General features: G+C 28.5%; 23 protein-coding genes. 22 read left to right on the top strand and 1 reads right to left on the bottom strand.

The window, feature by feature from the left end; translation table 11 throughout:
- The 10 genes from coaE to H8923_RS02900 all read left to right on the top strand — a co-directional run bounded on the left by coaE (position 1) and on the right by H8923_RS02900 (position 9,023).
- On the top strand, positions 1-606 hold the full coding sequence (coaE, locus tag H8923_RS02945) for a dephospho-CoA kinase (RefSeq protein ID WP_153925750.1): 606 nt from the start codon (positions 1-3) through the stop codon (positions 604-606).
- Complete coding sequence (locus tag H8923_RS02940) at positions 599-1,156, top strand: lytic transglycosylase domain-containing protein (protein WP_187127818.1); 558 nt, start codon at positions 599-601, stop codon at positions 1,154-1,156. The genes coaE and H8923_RS02940 overlap by 8 nt, the downstream gene beginning before the upstream one ends.
- Entirely contained in the window at positions 1,156-2,868 is a 1,713-nt protein-coding gene (locus H8923_RS02935) for an ABC transporter substrate-binding protein (protein WP_153925748.1), read from the top strand. The genes H8923_RS02940 and H8923_RS02935 overlap by 1 nt, the downstream gene beginning before the upstream one ends.
- A gap of 85 nt (positions 2,869-2,953) precedes the next feature.
- Positions 2,954-3,166 carry a heavy-metal-associated domain-containing protein gene (locus H8923_RS02930; protein WP_153925746.1) on the top strand — a complete coding sequence of 71 codons (213 nt, stop codon included), beginning with the start codon at positions 2,954-2,956 and terminating at the stop codon, positions 3,164-3,166.
- A 221-nt stretch (positions 3,167-3,387) separates the two neighbouring features.
- Complete coding sequence (locus H8923_RS02925) at positions 3,388-4,488, top strand: sensor histidine kinase (protein ID WP_153925744.1); 1,101 nt, start codon at positions 3,388-3,390, stop codon at positions 4,486-4,488.
- A gap of 5 nt (positions 4,489-4,493) precedes the next feature.
- On the top strand, positions 4,494-5,138 hold the full coding sequence (locus tag H8923_RS02920; RefSeq protein ID WP_153925742.1) for a response regulator: 645 nt from the start codon (positions 4,494-4,496) through the stop codon (positions 5,136-5,138).
- 150 nt (positions 5,139-5,288) lie between these two features.
- A complete protein-coding gene (locus tag H8923_RS02915) occupies positions 5,289-6,221 on the top strand; it encodes an ABC transporter ATP-binding protein (protein ID WP_187127817.1) in 933 nt (310 codons plus the stop codon).
- A gap of 13 nt (positions 6,222-6,234) precedes the next feature.
- Positions 6,235-7,362: an ABC transporter permease gene (locus tag H8923_RS02910; RefSeq protein ID WP_153925740.1), complete on the top strand. Its 1,128-nt coding sequence runs from the start codon at positions 6,235-6,237 to the stop codon at positions 7,360-7,362.
- A gap of 2 nt (positions 7,363-7,364) precedes the next feature.
- Positions 7,365-8,492: an ABC transporter permease gene (locus tag H8923_RS02905; protein WP_153925738.1), complete on the top strand. Its 1,128-nt coding sequence runs from the start codon at positions 7,365-7,367 to the stop codon at positions 8,490-8,492.
- 96 nt (positions 8,493-8,588) lie between these two features.
- Positions 8,589-9,023 carry a hypothetical protein gene (locus H8923_RS02900; protein WP_153925737.1) on the top strand — a complete coding sequence of 145 codons (435 nt, stop codon included), beginning with the start codon at positions 8,589-8,591 and terminating at the stop codon, positions 9,021-9,023.
- 3 nt (positions 9,024-9,026) lie between these two features.
- On the opposite strand, the gene H8923_RS02895 is transcribed toward H8923_RS02900, so the two are convergent.
- A complete protein-coding gene (locus H8923_RS02895) occupies positions 9,027-9,188 on the bottom strand; it encodes a hypothetical protein (protein WP_172976697.1) in 162 nt (53 codons plus the stop codon).
- A 286-nt stretch (positions 9,189-9,474) separates the two neighbouring features.
- Here H8923_RS02895 and H8923_RS02890 point away from each other — a divergent pair, with 286 nt between their 5' ends.
- The 12 genes from H8923_RS02890 (at position 9,475) to radC (ending at position 19,329) form a co-directional block, all read left to right on the top strand.
- Positions 9,475-10,083, top strand: a complete 609-nt coding sequence (locus H8923_RS02890; protein ID WP_153925735.1) for a hypothetical protein — start codon at positions 9,475-9,477, stop codon at positions 10,081-10,083.
- 85 nt (positions 10,084-10,168) lie between these two features.
- Positions 10,169-10,924 (top strand): endonuclease/exonuclease/phosphatase family protein, encoded by a 756-nt coding sequence (locus H8923_RS02885; protein WP_243139904.1) that lies wholly within the window; start codon positions 10,169-10,171, stop codon positions 10,922-10,924.
- 74 nt (positions 10,925-10,998) lie between these two features.
- On the top strand, positions 10,999-11,370 hold the full coding sequence (locus H8923_RS02880) for a VOC family protein (RefSeq protein ID WP_153925733.1): 372 nt from the start codon (positions 10,999-11,001) through the stop codon (positions 11,368-11,370).
- A 160-nt stretch (positions 11,371-11,530) separates the two neighbouring features.
- Positions 11,531-12,487: a hypothetical protein gene (locus tag H8923_RS02875; RefSeq protein ID WP_153925731.1), complete on the top strand. Its 957-nt coding sequence runs from the start codon at positions 11,531-11,533 to the stop codon at positions 12,485-12,487.
- Positions 12,488-12,631: 144 nt separating this feature from the next.
- Positions 12,632-13,969, top strand: coding sequence for an electron transport complex subunit RsxC (gene rsxC / locus H8923_RS02870; protein ID WP_153925729.1), 1,338 nt, complete (start codon positions 12,632-12,634; stop codon positions 13,967-13,969).
- 15 nt (positions 13,970-13,984) lie between these two features.
- Positions 13,985-14,962 carry an RnfABCDGE type electron transport complex subunit D gene (locus tag H8923_RS02865; protein ID WP_187127816.1) on the top strand — a complete coding sequence of 326 codons (978 nt, stop codon included), beginning with the start codon at positions 13,985-13,987 and terminating at the stop codon, positions 14,960-14,962.
- Positions 14,962-15,528, top strand: a complete 567-nt coding sequence (locus H8923_RS02860) for an RnfABCDGE type electron transport complex subunit G (RefSeq protein ID WP_187127815.1) — start codon at positions 14,962-14,964, stop codon at positions 15,526-15,528. The genes H8923_RS02865 and H8923_RS02860 overlap by 1 nt, the downstream gene beginning before the upstream one ends.
- A 17-nt stretch (positions 15,529-15,545) precedes the next feature.
- Positions 15,546-16,139, top strand: a complete 594-nt coding sequence (gene rsxE / locus H8923_RS02855) for an electron transport complex subunit RsxE (RefSeq protein WP_153925727.1) — start codon at positions 15,546-15,548, stop codon at positions 16,137-16,139.
- 17 nt (positions 16,140-16,156) lie between these two features.
- A complete protein-coding gene (gene rsxA / locus H8923_RS02850; protein ID WP_153925725.1) occupies positions 16,157-16,732 on the top strand; it encodes an electron transport complex subunit RsxA in 576 nt (191 codons plus the stop codon).
- Between the two features lie 18 nt (positions 16,733-16,750).
- Complete coding sequence (locus tag H8923_RS02845) at positions 16,751-17,722, top strand: RnfABCDGE type electron transport complex subunit B (RefSeq protein WP_187127814.1); 972 nt, start codon at positions 16,751-16,753, stop codon at positions 17,720-17,722.
- Positions 17,723-18,040: 318 nt separating this feature from the next.
- Positions 18,041-18,625: a Maf family protein gene (locus H8923_RS02840; RefSeq protein ID WP_153925723.1), complete on the top strand. Its 585-nt coding sequence runs from the start codon at positions 18,041-18,043 to the stop codon at positions 18,623-18,625.
- A gap of 44 nt (positions 18,626-18,669) precedes the next feature.
- Positions 18,670-19,329 carry a RadC family protein gene (radC, locus tag H8923_RS02835; RefSeq protein ID WP_153925896.1) on the top strand — a complete coding sequence of 220 codons (660 nt, stop codon included), beginning with the start codon at positions 18,670-18,672 and terminating at the stop codon, positions 19,327-19,329.
- Positions 19,330-19,350 lie beyond the last annotated feature (21 nt).

Raw genomic sequence — 19,350 nt, 5'->3', positions numbered from 1 at the left:
ATGTTAGTATTAGGACTAACTGGCAATATAGGCTGTGGAAAAAGCAGCCTCTCCAATATTTTTAGAGAAGATTATAATATAGATATAATAGATGCAGATATTATATCTAGACATATATTTGAAGATGAAATTTTATTGAGTCAAGTTTTTAAGTATTTTGGAGATAGTATAAAAAATACTGATGGGAGCTTAAATAGAAAGGCATTAGGTAATATTGTTTTTAACAATGATGCAAAGCTTGTTCAGTTAAATAGTTTAACTCATCCGAAAATTAAGGAACAAATTTTAGCTAAGGTTGAGTTGGCAAGAAGAGAAGAAAAAGAAATAGTTATAATAGATGCAGCCCTATTAGTAGAAGGAGGCTATCTAGATTTATTAGATAAACTTTTAGTAGTATACTGTAATAAGGATGTACAAATAGAACGAGTAATGAAAAGAGATTCTTGTAGCAAAGAAGAAGCTTTAAGCAGAATTAATTCTCAACTTAGTCAAGAAGATAAAATAAGTTATGGAGATTATATAATAGATAACTCTGGAACTTATGAAGAACTTAAAAAAAGAGCCTATGAATTTGTAGACTATGTAAAGGAGAATTGGTGTGAATAAGAAAGTATTAATTTTTATATCGATTATAATATCCATACTTGTAGCCGCATCTATAGAAAGTAAGGGGATTAAAAAATTAATATATCCTAAAAAATACTCTGTTTATGTAGAAAAATACTCTAAGGAATACAATCTAGAGGAAAACTTGGTTTATAGTGTTATGAAAGCGGAAAGTAAATTTAAAAAAGATGCAATATCTCGTAAAGGTGCAAAGGGATTAATGCAAATTAGTGATATTACAAAGAATTGGGCAATTGAAGAATTAGATTTAAAAGGAAATATAGATATTTTTGATCCTGAAACTAATATAAAAATAGGATGCTGGTATCTAAATAAGCTGTATAAACAGTTTGGAGATATTGATTTAGTTATAGCCGCTTATAATGGTGGATCAGGGAATGTAAACCAGTGGCTTGGAAACAATGATTATAGTAAAGATGGTAAAAAACTACATAATATACCTTTTCCAGAGACTTCAAATTATGTAGTAAAGGTAAGAAATAACTACGAAAATTACAATATGTTATATAATGAGGAAGGTAAAAACTAATGAAGAAAAAAAAACTTCTAGCTATAGTTTTAGCATTGTCTATGATTTTAGTTGGTTGTAGTTTAAATCAAGAAAATACTACTTCTAGCAAAGAAAATAATAAGAGCGGTATAAACTCAGAATACATAAATTTAACAATGGTAAGCCCTACTACTATCAATCCTGTATTGAATAATGATAAGTCTGTGGCATATATAATGAATTTAGTATATGATGGTTTATTTACAATAGATCAAAATTATAATACAGTACCACAATTAGTTGAAGAATACTCAATAGCATCAGATGGGAAAAGTATAAATATTAAGTTAAAAGATGCTAAATGGCATGATGGAAAGTCAGTAACTTCAAGAGATGTTAAATTTACTATAGAGTTAATTCAAAAAAACTCAGATAGTCCATATAATATATTTACGAAGAACATATCATCAGTAAAAATAGAGAATAGTAAAGAATTTGCTATAAGTTTTAAAGAACAGTACGCATTTTCAAAAGATACATTAATATTTCCTATAGTTTCACAAAATATATTAAGTGGAAAATCATCAGATGAAATTCTAACTAATAGTAATAATCTAATAGGAAATGGACCATATAAGATAGAGAATATGAAAGATAGGGCAGGAATGACTTTAGTTGTTAATAAAGATTATTACAGTGAACTTCCAGAAACTATGAGAGATATTAAAGTTGGAATTGTACCTAGTGAAGAAGATCAAGTATCTATGATTATAGCCTTAGAGAGTGATATAGGTAGAGTTTCTTTAGGTGATTTAAGCAAGTTTTATGAAGATGAGTTCAATATTACTAATTATGAAGGAAGAAATTACGAATCTATTATATTTAATTATGATAATGAATACTTAAAAGATGAAAATTTTAGAAAAGCTATCACCCATGCTATAGATAAAAAGCTAATTTTAGAAGAAGGATATATCGGAAATGGTAAGCTAGTTAATTTCCCTTTAAATACAAAATCTAAATATTACGATAGTGATGTGCAGGCTTTATCTTATGATAAGGAAAAGGCAGAATCTTATCTGCAAAAAATAAATCCACTTAATAATAAGAATGAATTTACAAATGAAGATAATAAATCTGAAGTAGAAAACTCTAATAATTCATTGGATATTAAGAGTAGTGAAAATAATTCAGATAATAAAACAAATAATGATATAAACTCTCAATCTAATGATGAATCAGCTGGAAATAAAGAATTGACTGAAAAAGAGAGAAAAGAGTTAATATCAAAAGTTGATTTAAAAATTATAGCGAATAAAGATAATGAAGAAAGAATAAAAGCAGCTAATATAGTTAGTGAAAATTTAGATGCCATAGGAATAAAAAGTACAGTAGTAGGACTCACAGAAAAGGAAATGACAACAGCACTTAGTCAAAAAGATTATGACTTAGCATTTGTAGGATGGGAGTTGTCTAGTGTTCCAGATGCAAGATCTATAATTCAAGCAAGTGGATATTCTGATGAAAAATTAACTAATTATATGAATTCTTTAGCATCAGCAACTTCAGATTCTCAAATAGCTGAGATTTATTCGGGAATACAAACTCATCTTAGAGATAAAGCTGCATTTATTAGTTTAGTAATAAGAAATGAGTATATAGTTACAAATAGAAGATTACAAGGCAAAAGTGAGCCTAATGACTTTGATGTATATGAAGGAATTTCTAATTTTACTTTAAAAAATAAATAATTTTAGTAGTTTTATGAAATTATATTCTATAATAGGGTTATTTATGATATCATACCCATATAGGGTATAATTGGAGGTGGAATTGATGAAGAAAAAATTATTAGTAGAAGGAATGTCTTGTGGACACTGCGTTAATCATTTAAAAACTGCACTTACTGAAGATATACAAGGTGTAGAAGTTTTAGAAGTAAACTTGGAAGGGAAATACGCTTTAGTTGAGATGCAAGATAGCGTAACAGAAGAGGCTTTAAGATCTGTAATAGAAGATTTAGGTTATGAATTAAAAGGAATAGAGTAAATATTGCTTAAATAAAAAGCTATAATAGATAACTGAATTACCAGTTATTTATTATAGCTTTTTAATTTGAGTATTTTTTAGTATATTAATGGATAATTTTCTATATATGTTAAGTTCAAGCTTATATTTAAATTTCAAATTTAAATTAATAGATATAAATATTTAATTAGTTTGTGTTATATTAATTATAAGTTTAATGAATTTAGCATGGAGGAAATGAAATGATATATAAGATAGCTATAAATATTATCACAGCAATAAATGTATTTTTATATGGAATGGATAATCAACATTATTTTAATAAGGTAAGTTATCCTATTGTTATAACTTTAATATGTATAAGTTTATCGCTTGATATATTATATAATGTAAAATATAAAGAAGAAAAAATTTTGCTATTAAATATATTATATATATTATTAGTTTCATATATTTACCCACCTTCTTTTATACTTGCAATGTATATGATAATTGAATATATAGAAGTTAGAAACTATAATAAGCTTAATATCATGCTTGTTATTTTTATGTATATATTTATTTCCCTAAAAATGAATTTAGATTATACGAATATCCTTTTAGGAGTAGTATCTTGCATTTCTATATATGAAATTATAAATCACCAACAAAAAGTTGATAAATTAGAAAAATATAACTTTGATTTAAAAGAAGAAAACTTTGTCTTAGAGGAAAGAAGAAAAAATGATAATAAAATTAACTGTCAAAGTGTAGAATCTATAAAAATTGAAGAAAGAAATTTAATATCGCAAAAACTACATGATAAAATAGGTCATACATTAGCAGGGAGTATAATGCAATTAGAAGCTTTAAAGATTATAAATCAATGTGATTATAAAAAAGGAAATGTAATGTTAGATAATATAATTGATAATCTAAGAGATGGTATGGATGACATTAGAAATACTTTGAGAAGAATAAAGCCTGAACAAGGTCAAATTAATATAAATAATTTAAAGTTAATGCTAGATAAGTTTACTAATAAGTGTAACATAGACACTAATTTAAAGGTTGAAGGAGATCTTAATGAGATAAATTTAGTATATTGGAGAGCTATTATAGAGTGCATAAATGAAGTACTGACAAATAGTATGAAATACTCTAACGGAGAATTAATTAATGTTGAAATTAGTGTATTAAATAAAATTATAAGGTTGTATATAAAAGATAATGGATGTTATCAAGGAGATATAAAAAAAGGTATGGGACTATTAGGAATTGAAGAAAGAATAGTAAACCTAGGTGGAGATGTTTACTTTAATAATGAAGATGGATTTTCAAATTTAATTATACTTAAGAGGTGAGACAGTTGATACGCTTAGTAATAGTAGATGATGATATTTTAATAAGGGAAAGTTTAAATATAATAATAGGAATAGACCCAAACATAGAAGTAGTAGCAATTTTAGAAAATGGAAAAGAGTGTATAGATTATTTATGTAAAAACCAAGTAGATATAGTTTTATTAGATATGAGGATGCCTATTATGACTGGAGAAGAGGTATTAGAGGAAATAAGTAAGAGAAAGATAAATGTTAAAGTTCTTATACTAACTACATTCGATGAAGAAAGATTAATAAGTAGTGCTATAAAGCACAAAACTAGTGGATATTTATTAAAGAGTAGCAAACCGGATAAAATTATAAGTGGTATAAAATCTGTTCACCTAGGAAATGGAGTTTTTGAATCGGAAATAGTATCAAAATTAGTTATAAGCAACCAGAATGAAGAGAATAAATATAAAGATAATAATTTAGATATATATGGTTTAACTGATAGGGAAAAAGACATTGTTAAACTTATTTCTAAAGGTCTATCTAACAAGGAAATATCGAGTGAGGTTTTTTTATCAGAAGGAACCGTAAAAAATCATATTACATCTATTTTGTCTAAAATGAATTTAAAGCATAGAACTCAAATTGCCATAGAGTATCTAAGTAGAAGTGAAAATTAAAATATAGGTTATTGAAAAGGAAATTCTTATGGAATTTCCTTTTTTATGACTTTAGTCATGTTAAAGTAATGACCATGTGTACTTAATTATATACTAAATTTTCTATATAATTGAAGTATAAAAAGAAGCAAGAAATTTAGGAGGAAAAAAGTGAAATATATTGAGATAAGTAATTTATTTAAAAGCTTTGGAGATGTAACTGCAATAGAAAATTTAAATTTAACGATAGAAAAGGGAGAAATATTTGGACTTTTAGGCCCTAATGGGGCAGGTAAAAGTACAACAATAAACATATTATGTTCTTTACTAGAAAAGGATAGAGGAAGTATAAAAATATGTAATAAAGAACTTAGAAAAAATGATGCTAGTACAAGAGGTAAGCTTGGTATAGTTCCGCAAGATCTAGCAATATTTGAAGATATGACAGCCCTGGAGAATGTGATGTTTTTCGGAAGTTTATATGGACTAAAAGGACAAGATTTAAAAAATAAAGCGTTAGAAGCATTAAATTTTGTGGGGCTTGAAGCTACAAAAAAATTAAGTAAAACATTCTCTGGAGGTATGAAGAGACGTTTAAATATTGCCTGCGGAATAGTTCATAATCCAGAACTGTTAATATTAGATGAGCCCACAGTTGGGATAGATCCTCAATCTAGGAATCATATAATGAAATCCATAAAAACTTTAAATAAAAATGGATGTACAGTGATTTACACAACTCATTATATGGAAGAAGTAGAAGCGATATGTAATAATATAGCGATAATAGATAAGGGGAAGGTAATAGCGAGTGGAACAAAGGAAAGTTTGAAGGGGTTTATAACTGATAAAAATAAATTTGAAGTGATGGTTAATGATATAACAGAGATAAATGAAAAAGAACTAGGTGGTATAAGAGGGATTGATAGTGTGGAATTTAAAGATAATAGGATATTAGTAAGTATAGATAGGGAAATAAACAGTTTAAATGAATTTATATTATATTTAACAGATAAATCTATTAAAATTTTAGATATACAAAGCAAAGTACTAACGTTAGAGGATGTATTTTTAAATCTTACTGGAAGAAAACTTAGAGACTAGGGAGGAATTCAATATGAGTATAATATTATCTTCTATTAAAAGAGGTTTAAGAGATAAGAATACACTTATTTCAAATATATTTTTAGCTTTAGTACTTCCATATTTATTTTCTATAATATTTTCTTTTGAAGGCAATACAGAAAATATAAACTTATGCATTATTGGAAATGAAAATAGTGAAACAATAAAATCTTATGTAAATGTCTTAGAAGATTTTGATAAAGGAAATGAAAAGATAAATTTAAAATATAAAATTTATAGTCAAGAGGAAGCTAATAGAATTAAGGAAGATGGAAATAACAAAAAGAGTGATTTAGTTATAAGTATAGATGAAGAAAATAAGAAGATTAATTTTGAAGGAAGCAATACATTAAACGTTGGAGAAAGAGCAGTAGAAGGAATTACTGAGGAGTTTTTTAATTCAGTATCTGTTTATGAATCAATTTCTAAAGAAAGTGAAATTCCTCAGATTAACAGCAATGTAGTAAAAGTATCGGAGTATAAAAATGATTCTAACAATACCAATATGAATATGCAGGACATAGATTATGAATCATATTTTGCTATAGTAATGCTACAAATGGCGATACTGGTTGGTGGGATCCATTCCTTTAAAAGTACCTTCTATATAAAAGAAAAAATAGGTAGTAGGGTAAAAATATCACCTATAAAAATGATAAAATTAATAACTTTAGAGCTAATAGGTTCTTTTATATTAATCTTTGTTGAAGGGATAATAATGTTATCTCTATTATCGTTAATCTATGGTGTAAAAGTTACACTTAGTAATTTAGTGCCAGTATTAAGCTTAATTGCAACACTTACTATTTTAGCAGTTAGTATAGGAGTATTTGCAACAGCTATATCGAAGAAAAAAACTAGCGGTGAGAATGTTTGTTCAATAATAGTTGTTATTATGACTTTGGCATCAGGAGAACTTATGCCCAATATGGTAGATAGTTTTAAAGATATTTCTTTTTTATATCTAAATCCATTTATATGGATTAGTAATGAATTGAGTTCTTTATTAACTTTTAATGTAAGTGAAATGTTATTTTCATCTTTGGGAATAGGGATTATAGCATCTGCTTTACTTATCATTATATCTACATTAATCTTAAATAGAAAAGCGGTGAAATAATTATGAAAAATACTATGATTATATTAAAACATAATTTAAAAAGTACAATGAAAGGTTGGTTTAGTCTGATTCTAATAATGCCAATGGTAGTAAGTTTAATTGTAAGTATAATAAATAATAAATTAAACAGCAATTTAGAGGATTCTGGAAATACCTTTCATGTAGGTATATATACTGAAGATAATAGTGAAGTAGTCGATAACATCTTACCTAAAGATAAGTTTAGAAGTATATTTATAGTAAGTGATAAAGAAGAACTTAAAGAAAATTTAGATAATAGAAATATATCTGTTGGTGTTATATTCAATAGTAAAGATATATATGAAGATATAAAATCAAATAAAGAAGATGTAATAGAAGTTATTTATCAAAGTAATTATGGAAATAAAGATTATGTACTTAGTATCATAAATACAGGAATCATGCAGATAAATTCTTTTGGAGAAGATAAAACTGAGTACTTAAATTTATATGAACAGTACGAAAAAGATAAGTATCAGTTTAATTATGAAAGTAGCAAATTAAAAGATATTTTAGTATATATATCTTCATTTGGATTATTTACAATGGCGTTTTTATTTATTGCTGGAAGAGGAATAGCACCGTTACTAAAAGAAAGAGAACTTAAAATTGATAAAAGGATACTAGCGTCTAAGATTAGTAGAGTAGAATACTCACTAGGACATATATTAGGATGCTTTATATTACTTGTATTTCAAAGTATAACTTTACTAGGTAGCTTTTATTTATTTAATCAAAACTTTGATATAAGTTTAGGATGGATGATACCATTATCATTTGTATTATCATTTGTAGGTATTGCAATTGCTCTTGTTGTATTAACTATTTCTAGTAATTCAACAATGTACTATACTCTGCTTACTCTTATAGTAACACCAATGTGTTTACTAAGTGGAGGATTTGTGCCAACAGAATTTATGCCCGAAATGGTTCAGAATTTCTCATTAATTTTTCCACTTACTTGGATAAACGCTGCTTATAAAAAGATATTAATGGAAGGTAGTTATATTAGTATAGGTTTAGATTTAATCGGTGCTACCTCAATATCTTTGGTATTAATTATGTTATATTTAGCTTTAGAGCATAATAGAAAAAATAAATTAGCTTGATAAAGTCACTGGAATTTCCAGTGACTTTTCTTGAATAAAACAATAATTCCAATGAAAGAATAATTATAAAGTCTAAGGTTAAAGTAGGTGGATAAATTGAGTGAATATAAAGTAGATTATTTTTCTAAGTACTATTTTTATGAAGAGGAAGATTTTTTAGAAAAGATAGAAGATGGAAATTATATATTAAATCAAATAAAAGAAAGTAATAGATTTGATTACAAAGGACATTCATTTAAATATACTAAATTTGGAAATATATCAATGGGTGATACTAAAAGAGATGTGGATGTAGTTATAGACTTAGAGCAAAATAAGATAACTATAAATGGTGAGAATGCTCACTTAGATTTGATTTACAAATTTGAAACAAAAGAGTTAGAAGATCACATGAGAATTGCTACTAGAATAAGTGAAAAAACAGATGACATATCTTGTTTGCTTTATGTAAATAATGCTCAATCAAAGAGCTTTATCAAAGATTTAGAGTATATAAAAAAAATCCAGGAAGATAGAATGAATAAAAGATGAGGTCTAATAAATCTCATCTTCTTCTATTTCTATTAATCCCTTAGAATCTAAGAATTCTTCTTGTAATTCAAGGATTAGTTCTATAGTATCTTTAGATATAGAGCATCCACATTTTTTATGAATAAAATCAATCATTTCTTCCATTGATATAGTTATATCTTCCATAAAAATTCCTCCATAATAAATAAGATAGCTTATATATTATATTAAAAAAGAGTTAAAAGCAATAAAAAAGACTTCTATTGGGGGAAAATAATAGAAGTCTAAAATGGGGGAGATTGAGTATGTTTGATTTTACATTAATAGTATATCCATACCCAACATTTATATACATAAAAATCATTAAAACATGATTTTAATATATATAAATATATTATGAAAATTACATATTAAAGGAACTCACATTTTGAAAAAAAAATGAATATAATAAAAGTAATTAAGGGGGGGTATCATGGAATCTAGAGATTACAAAGAAGATTTAAGAGATTTGATACTTGATATGGCCCACAAAGAACTTGAAAATCATGTGTCTAAAAAAGGAGCACAAAAATACTTTGAGGGAAATGTTGATAAAGTTATTGATAATAATATAAAAAAAATAAGTAAAGAAAGAAGTTTAAGTTCAACATATTTGAAAATAATAAAGCAGGCTACTTATCAAGAGAACATGTCAGGTGTTGCAAAAGTCATTAAAAAGGAAGCTTTGTTTAAGTCTAAAAATGAGTTGGTAAGATTTGCGAAATATCTAGGTATAGATATTAATTTAAAAAGCTCGTATAAGCAAATAATAAAAAAAGTATCTAAGCATATATATTCGAATAGAAATACATACGCAAGAAAGTATGTATTATATAAAAGAGGAGAAGATGAGTATATTATAGAGCCTGAAAAAATAAAAACGGAGCTAGTAGAAAGTTATAGATCAAAAACTAGAGAAGATATGAAATCTATAGCAAGACTTTTAGACTTAGATGTTAAAGAAGAAGAAGGTGCAGAAGATATAAGGAAAAAGGTTATAAATTATATTATAAAGGATAGGTTAGGTAAAAAAGGTAAATAACAAGAAATTAAAGGCGCAAAGTGTGCGTCTTTAATTTTTATATTTGCATATACTATAAAAGATAATAAATGAGGGGATGGTTAACATGAATTTAAAAAAGCTAGTCATAACATTTATTATACTTTGCTTTATAATTGTATCATCTATTTCAGAAATGAAGTTTTTTCCTAAGTCAAAAGAAATTAAGATAATTAGCTACAATATACATAGTGGGCTAAATAAAGATATGTTTCCGACTCTATTTGATATAATAGATTTTCTTAGAATGTCTGATGCGGATATAATATGTTTGCAAGAAGTTAATGAATCTGCAAAGGTAGGTTTTCAAGTGAGTAGTTTGAAGGAAGAACTTAAAATGTACTCTCATTTTGGAGCTAATGTAGTAAACATGGGAACGAATTATGGTTTAGTAACATACTCAAAATACCCTATAAAATCAGAAAAGCATATATACTTAAGTAGCGATGCAGAACAAAGAGGATTATTACATACGGTAGTTAATGTAGATGGGAAAAAATTAAATATCATAAATGTTCATTTAGGAGTAAAAAAAGAAGAGAGGGAAATTCAAATAAAAGAAGTTTTAGAGTTTGCAAAATCCTTAGAACCAGAACCATACATAGTAGTAGGTGACTTTAATGAAGGTGAAATATCTTTAGAAGGAACAGGACTAAAAGATGTAGCAGAGGAAACTGATAAATCAAATATACTAACCTTTGCATCAGGTTTGTATAGAATAGATTATATATTAGTTTCTTCAAATATAGAGGTAATAGACTATAATGTACTATTTAAAAATATGTCTGATCACTATCCTATAATAGCTAGATTAAAGATATAAAATAAGTTGCAAAATAAAGATAATACATATAAAATTAAGAGAAATGATATTATTATAACTTGGGAGGGCTAAACATGAAATTTACTTTTTGTCACAATAATTTTAATGTAGTTAATTTAGAAAAAAGTTTAGAATTCTATGAAAAATCACTAGGATTAAAAGAAGTTAGACGTAAAGTTGCTGAAGATGGAAGTTTTATATTGGTATACTTAGGAGATGGATCTAGTAACCACACGTTAGAGTTGACATGGTTAAGAGACTGGGATAGACCATACAATTTAGGAGACAACGAATTCCATTTAGCATTAAGAGTAGATGACTTTGATGCTGCATATAACTTACATAAAGAATTAGGATGTATATGCTACGAAAACAAGGAAATGGGTATATATTTCATAGCAGATCCAGATAACTATTGGATAGAAATACTACCATCACAACATTAATTTGGAAAATACAGATGAAGTTATAAATAAAAGAGCGTATATCGTAAAGTTTATATGATATACGCTCTTTTATTTTATAGTAATTAAAATTTTTTATATGGTTATAAATGAGGACATCCTTAAATATATATTATTAATAATATTATTAGGAGGGAAACTAATGAATAATAAAAGAAGATACAAAGGTTTTAATAAAAGACGCAAGACTAACCATATAAGAGTAATAACTTTAATTTTCTGTTTGTCTTTAATAGGGGGATATGGATATACAAAATTAAAAGATAGTGAAATCCTAAGTGGGAAAATATTTAATAAATCTAATGTTGCAGAAACTATTAGTAATAAGTTCAAGGCTATATCCTTTCAAAATATATTTAAATCAGCAGAAAATAAAGGAAAAGAAGAGTACGAATACATTGATGTATCTGATGAAATAGATAAAATTAAAAATGATAAGGAGACAAGTTCTACAGAGGAAAATTCAAATGTGCAGGTTGCAACAATAGATGGTGTAACTTTATATACAATTCAGGTAGCCTCTATAGGAGAGGGACAAGATTTGAAAAGTGTAGAGGAGAAGTTAACATCTAGTAAAATTCCATATTCTGTAGTAGAAGTTAATGGTGTAAAAAAAGTACAAACTTATTCTTCCTTTAATGAAAAGGTAACTAGAGAAAATTTAGATGATGTTAGAGAGATATTTAATGATGCATTTATATCAGAGCTAGCGATTCCAGTTTTATCTTTAGAATATACAAGCAAATATTCATACATAGAAGGTATATCTTCTAGTCTAAATAGCCTAATGGCAAGTTATAAAGAAGAGGCAGAGTTTTGGGAAGGTTTAAAAGGTGATGTTGACTTAAAAGAGTATAATAATATTTTAACGAAGAGATTGGACATTGTTGAAAAAATACAAGAAAATGCAGATAAAATAGATTATACAGAGATGAATATATTTAAAGAAAATCTTATCAAATATGCTAAAGATGTAAAAAATAATATTAATCAATCTTCAAAAAACGCGAATGAAGATAACTCATATTTAAGTAAAAGTCTACTTTTATCTTCAATTCAAGAATACTATACATTTATAAATTCCATAAAAACAAGTTAAAGGTTGTAAATTACAACCTTATTATTTTGTCTGAATTTGAAATTTAAAAGTCAGATAAAATAATAACAATTGTTAAGATTTTACAATACCTATAGTATACTTATAGTATAGGAAATACTTATTTTCAATGAGGGGGTAATACTAATGAAACTCTTAACTTTTAAGGGAGGAATACATCCTCCATATAATAAAGAGTATACTAAATCAAAGGCTCTTCAAAATGCAGAAAAACCTAAAGTTGTATACATACCTCTTCAACAACACATTGGAGCACCAGCAAAAGCTATTGTTGAAGTTGGAGATCGAGTAAAACTTGGTCAAAAAATAGGGGAGCAACAAGGGTATGTGTCTTGTAATGTTCACTCATCTATTTCAGGAACTGTTAAGGCTATAAAGCCACACGAAGTTCCAGGTGGGACATCATTATGCGTCGTTGTAGAAAACGATTTTAAAGAAGAGTTACATGAAAGTGTAAGACCAAAAGGGAATCTAGACGATTTAACGAAAGAAGAAATAGTAGAAATTATTAAAGAAGCAGGGATAGTTGGTATGGGAGGAGCAACATTCCCAAATCATGTCAAAATATCACCACCACCAGATGCTAAAATTGATTCAGTTATTTTAAATGGAGCTGAATGTGAACCATATCTTACAGCAGATCACAGATTAATGGTGGAAAATCCAGACGATGTAGTTTTTGGACTAAGAGTATTAATGAAAGTATTAAATGTAAAAAAGGGATTTATAGGAATAGAAGTAAATAAACCGGATGCAATAGAAGCAGTTACTAATGCAGCGAAAGATTATAGTCAAATCGAAGTAGTTGGACTACAAGTTAAATATCCACAGGGTGCAGAAAAACAACTTATATATGCATGTACAAAAAGAGAAGTTCCTTCTGGTGGATTACCAGCTGCAGCAGGAGCAGTTGTAGATAATGTAGGTACTGCAGCTCAAATTGCAAAAACTATAAAAACGGGTATGCCTTTAGTAGAAAGGATAACAACAGTAACAGGTAGTTGCATAAAAGAACCTAAAAACTTAGTTATTAAAGTAGGCACCCTAGTATCTGAAATAATAGAACAATGTGGAGGATATAGGGAAGACAAAAAACTAGGTAAACTTATAATGGGTGGTCCTATGATGGGAATAGCTCAATATACTGATGAGATTGTAATTAATAAAGGTTCCTCTGGAATACTTTGTTTAAGTGAAGAAGAATCTCGATTACCTAAACCTCAAAATTGTTTGAGATGTGGGAAATGCACAAATGTTTGTCCTGCATTTTTACAACCTTTATACATTAGTGCATACTCACTAAAAAATGATTTTGAAATGGCTCAAGAACATAGAGCACTAGATTGTATAGAATGTGGTTCTTGTTCATTTATATGTCCTGCAAGAAGACCATTACTTCAGTCTATAAGAAATGCTAAAAAAGAGATTATAGCTATGAAGAAAAAGCAGGCTGTAAACAAATAGATAGGGGGAAATATTGTGGAAAAGAAATTGATAGTATCATCTTCTCCTCATGTGAGAAGTAATGAGGATACTTCTTATATAATGAAACAAGTTGTAATTGCGCTTATACCGGCAGCATTAGCAGGGGTATACTTCTTTAGATTAAATGCTTTAAGTGTTATGTTTTTCTGTATATTAGGTACAGTAGGTTCTGAATTTTTATACCAAAAAATTACTAAAGAAGAAAGTACAATAGGAGATTTTTCTGCAGTAGTAACAGGTCTATTATTGGCATTTAATGTACCAGCATCTCTGCCATGGTGGATGTGTTTAGCAGGTGGAGCTTTTGCAATAATAGTAATAAAGATGGTATTCGGTGGGATAGGAAATAATTTTATAAATCCAGCACTTGGAGCTAGAGCATTTTTACTTGCATCTTTCCCTGTTGCAATGACAGCATGGACTAACCCAGGAGTAAATTGGATTGGCTCAAATCTAGATGCTGTTACTACAGCAACACCACTAAGCTTTCTAAAAGTTGGAGCTACAGGAGTAGCAGATTTAACAGCCAATGGTATAAGTATGACTGATATGGTTGTAGGTAATATAGGTGGATGTATAGGTGAAACTAGTGCTATTTTAATTGTACTAGGGGGCGTTTATTTAATTTATAAAGGAATAATAGATTACACAATACCTGCATTCTACATAGGTACAGTTTTTATATTGACTTTTATATTAGGTGGTTTTAGCTTTAACTTTGCACTATACGAACTATTTGCAGGAGGTCTTATGTTAGGCGGATTCTTTATGTTAACTGATTATACTACTTCACCTATGACTAAAAAAGGTCAAATTATTTATGCATTATTAGCAGGTGTTATAACATCAGTTATAAGATTGTACGGAGGATATCCAGAAGGTGTATCATATTCAATTTTACTAGCTAATGTAGCTACACCTCTTATAGACAAATATGTGTCAAATAGGGTATTTGGGGAGGTGTCTAAGTAGTGAATAATATAGTAAAGTTAGGTCTTAATTTATTTGCTATATGTGCTGTTGCAGCCTTATTATTAGGATTAACTAATCAAGTTACAGCACCAGTTATAGAACAGAGAAATATTCAAGCTAATAATGAATCTAGACAAATTGTACTTCCAGATGCAAGTGAATTTATTCAAGTTTCAGATAGTAAATATGAAAATATTGATGGAATTGTTTCAGAGGTTTATGAAGGTAAAAGTGGTTCTGAAACTGTTGGATATACAGTAAAGGTTCTTCCGAAAGGTTATGGTGGAGATATCGAACTAATAGTTGGTATATCAAAGGATGGAACTGTTAGTGGTATTAATATAGGTAACATGTCTGAAACACCAGGTCTTGGTGCAAAGGCTTCAGATTCTAGTTTCAAGGATCAATTTTCAGGTAAATCAGCATCAGAGCTTGCTTTAATAAAAGGAAGTTCATCTGGAGAAAATGAAATATCTGCAATATCAGGTGCAACTATTACATCTACAGCAGTTACAGATGGAGTAAATGTTGCAATAGAGTTATTTAATAGTTCTTTAAATAAGTAGGGGGGAGAATATAAAATATGAACTCAGCTAAGATATTTAAAAATGGTATCATAGATGAAAACCCAACCTTCGTGCAAGTTATAGGTATGTGCCCAACACTTGCTGTTACGAGTTCGGCTATAAATGGACTGGGTATGGGACTTTCAACGGCAGTAGTTTTAATATGTTCAAATATTGTTATTTCTTTAATGAGAAAAATTATACCAGATAAAATAAGAATACCATCATTTATAGTAGTAATAGCTACATTTGTTACAATAGTAGGATTATTATTAAAAGCATATGTTCCAGCGCTTGATCAGGCTCTTGGACTATACATTCCGTTAATAGTTGTTAACTGCTTAATACTAGCTCGTGCAGAAAGTTTCGCATCGAAAAACGGAGCATTTACATCAGCAATAGATGGTGTAGCAATGGGTCTTGGATTTACTTTAGCACTTACAATTTTAGGTGCAGTTAGGGAGTTATTTGGAGCAGGAAGTTTATTTGGAATAAGTTTATTAGGAGCATCATATCAACCAGCATTACTATTCATATTACCTCCAGGAGCGTTTTTAACATTAGGATTTTTAATGGCTGGATTCAATAAAATAAGAAATAAAAAGGCATAGTGTGGGGGTGAAATAGTATGAATTTAATTCTTTTATTTTTAAGCATAGTACTTGTTAATAATGTTATAACATCACAGTTCCTAGGAATATGTCCATTCTTAGGTGTTTCTAAAAAGGTTGATACGGCAGTAGGTATGGGTGCTGCGGTTACTTTTGTTTTAACTTTAGCATCGATAATTACATATTTTATTCAAATGCTATTAGAAAGAACAGGACTTGAATTTTTACAAACTATAGCTTTTATACTAGTAATTGCATCTATTGTTCAGTTTGTTGAGATGGTAATACAAAAGATGAGTCCATCTTTATATCAAGCATTGGGAGTTTTCTTACCTCTTATAACTACAAACTGTGCAGTACTTGGTATAGCAATAGTTAATGTTGATAAGGGATATAATTTAATAGAAACGATAGTAAACGGATTTGGAGCAGGAGTAGGATTTACATTAGCTATAGTTTTATTTGCAGGAATAAGAGAAAGATTAGAACTTGCTGATATACCAGAGTCATTTAGAGGATTTCCAATAACTCTAATAGCAGCAGGACTTATGTCAATAGCTTTCTTAGGATTCACAGGACTTATAAAGCTATAATTTAGGGGGTGAGATTACGTGGAAATAGTGAAATCGATAATTCTTTTAGGAGCTATGGGATTAATCTTTGGAGCAGTTCTTGCTTATGCTTCTAAGAAGTTTGCAGTTGAGATAGATGAAAGAGTAGAGAAAATACTTGAGGTTCTTCCAGGAGCTAATTGTGGTGGTTGTGGATTCCCAGGTTGTGGAGGACTTGCAAATGCAATAGTTGAAGGGAAATCTCCTGTAAATGGTTGTCCTGTAGGTGGAGCAACTGTAGCGTCTAAAGTTGGAGAAATCATGGGAATAAGTGCTTTGGAAGGTGAAAAAATAGTAGCAAAAGTTATCTGTAAAGGAACTTGTGAAAGTGCTAAAAATAAATATGAATATGAAGGTATGTCTGACTGTAGGGCAGCATCAGCCTTAAATTCAGGGGCAAAAGCGTGTAAGTTTGGATGTTTAGGTTTAGGAACATGTAAAGATGCATGTAAGTTTGGAGCTATATCAATACAAAATGGAATTGCTGTAATAGATGAAGATAAATGTGTAATGTGTGGTAAATGTATAGAAATTTGTCCAAAATCTATAATAATAAAAAAGCCTAAAAAACAAGAAGTTGTCGTTGAATGTAATAGCACAGAGTTTGGTAAGGCAGTAAAAGAAAAATGTAGTAATGGGTGTATGGGATGTGGAATGTGTGCAAAGGTATGTCCAGTAGATGCTATTGTATTCGAAAATAAAATAGCTAAAATTGATTTTGACAAATGCATTCAATGTAAAGTATGTGTGCAGAAATGTCCAACTAAAGTTATAGCCGGTGATATAAGTGATAGAAGCAAAGTAAAAATAGATGAAGAAAAATGTATTGGATGTACACTTTGTAAAAAACAATGTAAATTTGATGCTATATCAGGCGAAAGAAAAGCGGTTCATAAGGTTGATGAGAAAAAATGTGTTGGTTGTCACTTATGTATGCAAAAATGTCCTAAAGAAGCTATTAAAACTATATAATATGGATAGAATAAAGGTGTGAAGCTTTCATACCTTTATTTTTTTATAGTAATTTTTAACAAATTAAAGAATAAAATTTATTAAAAATTTTTTACATAAATATAAATTATAAGGTTGGTGGGAAGTAAGTAATATTATATAATCTATAAGGTTTACACAAGTGTAAAATATTATTTTATCTAAGTTGTGTTTTTATACCCCAAAACATGTAAATATAACAATTATGTAACTAAAAGGTTCGACAATAACGTTGAATTTTTTACAATATAATGATAAACTAGATAAGTACAATTTCTAAGTACAAGAAGAGGTGGATGAATGAATATAATCTTAGCATCAGCATCTCCAAGAAGAAGAGAAATTTTGGAGAATGTAAAGGTGGATTTTACAATAGTAAAGAGTAATATAGATGAGGTTATATTAGAAAATGAGCCTCCGAAAAAAGTAGCAATGAGACTAGCTTTTGAAAAATGTATGGATGTAGCAAGTAAAAATAAAAATGATTTAGTTATTGGTGCAGACACTATTGTAGTTTTAGATGATACTATACTAGGTAAGCCAAAGGACGAAGATGATGCATACAGAATGATAAAGTTGTTGTCTAATAAAAAGCATCAAGTTATTACGGGTATTAGCTTGATAAATTTAAGTTTAGATAAAAAAGTGATAGACTATGTGGTTAGTGAGGTAACTTTTAAGGATTTATCAGAGGAGACTATAAGAGATTACATAAACACTAAGGAATCCTTAGACAAAGCAGGGGCTTATGGAATTCAAGGATATGGAGGACTATTAGTTGAAAGTATATCTGGAGACTATTTCAATATAGTTGGATTGCCAATATCGAAAATAAGTGACCTACTAAAAGAACATTTTAATGTAAATCTTTTTTATGGAGGGTGATTTATCTGAATAAGTCTTTTGATTTTTCTAGAAAAGTAAAAGACATGGCATTAGAGGAGAGACCTAGAGAGAAAATGCTTCTACATGGAGTGAAATATTTATCTAATGCAGAGTTATTAGCTATCCTATTAAGAACAGGCACAAAAAAGAGAAATGCAATTGAATTAGCAGATGATATAATTAATAAAGATTCACAAGGTATAAGATACTTACAAGATATAAGTATAGAAGAATTGTGCAAAATAGAAGGAATAGGACTATCTAAGGCTACACAGATAAAGGCTGCACTAGAGCTTGGACTTAGAATTTCAAGTTCTAGACCTAATAAATACAAAGTTAAAAATCCATGGGATATCTATAAGTATTATATGGAAAGCTTAAGGTACAAACAAAAAGAGGTTTTTAAGGTAGTTCTTTTAAATACAAAAAATGAAATTATTACAGATATAGATGTATCTGTTGGAACTTTAAATTCATCACTGGTTCATCCAAGAGAAGTTTTTAAAGAAGCTATAAGACGAAGTAGCAATAAAATAATTTTAATACATAACCATCCATCTGGAAGTATAGAGCCTTCTAATGAAGATAAGAATATTACATCTAGGTTAATACAATGTGGTGAGTTGATAGGAATTGAAGTAATCGACCATATTATAATAGGAGATGGTTTGTATTTTAGCTTTAAGGAAAATATGATAATTTGATTTGAGATAGTGGAAGGAGCA

It is taken from the genome of Romboutsia faecis (genome assembly GCF_014323405.1).
Taxonomy (GTDB): Bacteria; Bacillota; Clostridia; order Peptostreptococcales; family Peptostreptococcaceae; genus Romboutsia_E; species Romboutsia_E faecis.
Note: the sequence above shows the minus strand (reverse complement) of the source record. Positions and strands in the feature narration are given on the sequence as shown.